1 pseudogene is annotated in these 386 nt (G+C 58.8%); it reads left to right on the forward strand.

The features are described from left to right. Positions 1–358 (forward strand): annotated as a pseudogene (locus tag HX873_RS31595) (chemotaxis protein); the annotation flags it as partial. Positions 359–386: the final 28 nt, after the last annotated feature.

The following is a 386-nucleotide window of genomic DNA, read 5'->3' on the forward strand; positions in this document are numbered from 1 at the left end:
GGCAGAAGAGATCCACAAAAGGATCACATCGCTGCAGAGTGGCTCGAGTGAGGCCGTGACCACGATGAACGCCAGCCAGACCTCGAGTGAAGAAAGCGTCGAGGTCGCCAACCAGGCCGGTGAGCGCCTGGTCAGCGTGACGCAGCGGATCGTCGAGATCGACGGGATGAACCAGTCGGTAGCGGCCGCCACCGAGGAACAGACCGCCGTGGTGGAAACCCTCAACGTCGACATCAACCAGATCAACCTGCTGAACCAGCAGGGCGTGGCCAACCTCAACGAAACCTTGAAGGATTGCGACGCCTTGTCTCAACAGGCCAACCGCCTGAAGCAGTTGGTCGACAGTTTCAAAATCTGATCGATGAACACACAGGAGCGAGCCTGCT

Source organism: Pseudomonas sp. P7758 (assembly GCF_013386485.1).
GTDB lineage: Bacteria > Pseudomonadota > Gammaproteobacteria > Pseudomonadales > Pseudomonadaceae > Aquipseudomonas.